Source organism: Ideonella azotifigens (assembly GCF_006519715.1).
GTDB classification, from domain to species: domain Bacteria; phylum Pseudomonadota; class Gammaproteobacteria; order Burkholderiales; family Burkholderiaceae_C; genus Ideonella; species Ideonella azotifigens.
The window spans coordinates 1-2,725 of the sequence record NZ_VIDT01000701.1 but is presented as its reverse complement, the minus strand read 5'-3'; the positions used below and the strand labels follow the sequence as shown (position 1 = coordinate 2,725).

The 2,725-nt window shown below is 70.1% G+C and carries 3 protein-coding genes; 2 read left to right on the top strand and 1 reads right to left on the bottom strand.

Going from position 1 to position 2,725, the window contains the following annotated elements; all coding sequences use genetic code 11:
* Positions 1 to 663, top strand: a 663-nt coding sequence (locus FKP22_RS26505; protein WP_211361597.1) for a methyltransferase, incomplete at its 5' end; no start/stop codon positions are given.
* Complete coding sequence (locus FKP22_RS26500; protein WP_141290909.1) at positions 660 to 1,337, top strand: hypothetical protein; 678 nt, start codon at positions 660 to 662, stop codon at positions 1,335 to 1,337. The genes FKP22_RS26505 and FKP22_RS26500, both read left to right, overlap by 4 nt.
* On the opposite strand, the gene FKP22_RS26495 is transcribed toward FKP22_RS26500, so the two are convergent.
* Complete coding sequence (locus tag FKP22_RS26495; RefSeq protein ID WP_141290907.1) at positions 1,309 to 2,490, bottom strand: glycosyltransferase family protein; 1,182 nt, start codon at positions 2,488 to 2,490, stop codon at positions 1,309 to 1,311. The genes FKP22_RS26500 and FKP22_RS26495 overlap by 29 nt on opposite strands.
* Positions 2,491 to 2,725 lie beyond the last annotated feature (235 nt).

Sequence of the window (2,725 nt, the reverse complement as noted above, 5' to 3'; positions counted from 1 at the left end):
ATCGACCCGGGCGTCTTTCCACCGGGGCCGACGCTCAGTTCGGCCATGTTCGTGCGGTGGCTTCTTTCGCCCGACGGCCCCGGTCCCTGGCCAGGCCGGCGCGTGCTCGACATGGGCTGCGGCAGCGGGGTCATCGGACTGGCCCTGGCTGAGGCTGGCGCCCAGGTGCTGGCGTCGGACATCAACCCCGGCGCCGTGGCGAATGCCGCTGCCAATGCGCAAGCGAACGGCCTGCAGCTGACGGTCGTGCTGGCGGACCTGCTGGCGGGCATCCAGACCTCTGCGCTGGACTGCGTGCTGATCACGCCACCCTACTACCCGCGCACGCCGCGCTCGATGCCGGAGCGTGCCTGGTTCTGCGGCCAGGGTTTCGAATATTTCCACGCACTCTTCCCGCAACTGGCTGCACTGGATCTTGGGCGCACGGAGGTGCTGATGATCGTCTCGGAGGACTGCGACGAGGAGGGCATTCGCCACGTGGCCCGCGCCCACGGACTGGACCTGCAGCTCCGCGGCGCCGGGCAGGCCTGGCTGGAATGGAACGCCTTCCTGCGGGTGGTGCCGGCATCTCAGGAAAGTGCAGGGCCGTTCCCAAACTTTCTTGACCCCTCGGAGGGGCCTGGCCCAGCGCGGCAGGTCCGGGAGCACGAGGGCATTCGGTGAACGCACGAGGCCTGGTCATTCAGGTCCATGTGCTGCTGTCGTGCGGCGTGACGCTGACCTGGCTGGCCGCGTTGACGGCCCATGTCGCCCCGTGGCGCCGGCATCATGCGCTGATCGGCCGTGGCTTCGTGGCGCTGGTCGTCGCCAGCAGCGTGCTGGCCGTGGGGCTGGCGGCGGATTCGCGCAACCGCTTCGGCATGCTGTTTGCGCTGCAGCCGCTGGTGCTGGCCTTGAGCGGGGCCGCGCAGTTTCTCCGTTCGCGGCGTTGGATGCGCACGCTCGGCATCGTCGGCCTGCTGGTGGCCTGCGGCGTGCTGGAAGGCTTCGCGCGCCTGCTGGCCACGCGCTTGCTGGTCGACGTGCTGGCGTTTGCCTGGACAGCGTCGACACTGGCGTTGCTGGCCGCCCAGGACCTTCGGGCGAAGCCTAGCCCGGCCTGGCGGGCCCATGGCCATCGCATGCTCGCCGTGGGCTGGTTCTACCTCGCGGAGCTGGGCATCTTCGTGGTCGACCCGCATCCCAGCGTCATCGCCTGGGCGGCCGCGGCGGTGCTGCCGGCGGGCGCGGCCTGGTGGATGCGCTGGCGGCCCGCACGAACCGGGACGGAGACCGGAACGGGGACGCGGACGGCCTCGCTGCCCTTGCTCAGCGCCTGGCCTGTACGTCGTCAATGAGCTGCACGGCCCGGTGCAGGCTGGTGTGATCGCGATAGACCCGCTCCAGCGCAAGGCGAGCGACCTGCTCTCGCCCTGCTTGGTCGTCCACCCAATGCTCGAAGGCCTCGCGCATCGCGTGCGGCCGGCGCGGCACGGCAACGAGTTCGTCCGCATCGAAATGCTGCCGGGTCAAGGGGCTGAGTTCGGTGATCTGGAAGCTCGCGCTGGCCGCTGCGGCATAGATGCGCTGCGTCAGGTCCCCGGCAGATTCGAGCAGCGGGGCGACCAGCGGTGCCAGCGACACGCGGGCCATGGCCTGGCAGCGGGCATGCGCCTCGACCGGCAAGCGGGGCATGCCAAAGCCCCAGGTCTCGCGTTCGCCAAACAGGCCGCGGTGCCGAGAGAGGATGTCGCGCATCGTGTGCCACACGGCCCGGACGCGCTCCGGATTGGCCACCGACAGATGCACATGATCGAACTCACGGGCCACGCCATGCGGCCGGTCGCGAAACGGGCTGGCCGACTGCGGCAGCCACACAAAAGGTTTGCCCAGCGCCAGCCACGCGCCAACCGTGCGCTGCATGAACGGCTCGGCATGCAGCGACAGCAGCATGTCCGCACCCGCGCCGCTGGCCGTGCGCTCGATGCGCTGTGCCTCCGCCAAGGTCAAGGGCGCAAGCGATGCCGCCACGTCGCGCGCGGGGATCAGCAAGCGTGTGCAGCGCGAGGGGCGGTCCAGCCCGACCGCCTGCAGCCGCATGTGCAGGCGGTGGGTGTCCAGGCCCAGCATCAAGGTGGGCTGGAAGTCACGGACCAGCGCCGGCGTCAGGCCTTGTTCATCGTCGAGGCGCAGCACGGCCACGCCGATGTGCTGCATCGCGCAGCGCAAGTCCTCGAACCACACCCACCCGGCGGGGGATGGCGGTGTCACCAGCAGCGCACGTTCGCCGCAGGCAGCGCGGACCTGGCTGAAGCGGGCCAGCGTTTGCGCGCAAAGCTCGGTGCCCCGCAGCTGCAGCGCCGCGTCCGGTTGTTCAGGTGGCCGCCGCCTGCCGCGAAGCCGGCCGGCGACGAGGCAGGCCTGCACATGGCAACGCATGAGGCGGTCCTGCACCCGGTCGCGCCCTTGTTGCCATCCCATCTTCTTGCGTGCCTCTTCAACCGTTTTCACCGCGCTCCACCAGTTTCACTATGCCATTGCCGGCGCAGGTCCGGTCGGTGTTTCGCTCCACGACCGGGACCAGGATCCAATGTCCGCACCCTTCTCCACCGCTGACGCTGCCCGCAGCGCGGCAGACTCGGCAGCGCCACTCGACGTGAGCGCCCTGGCTCGCAGCACCGGCACGCCAGCGCCGGCACGCGATTGGCATCCCTGGCGGGTCGTGCGCAGGCTGTGGCAGCTGTTC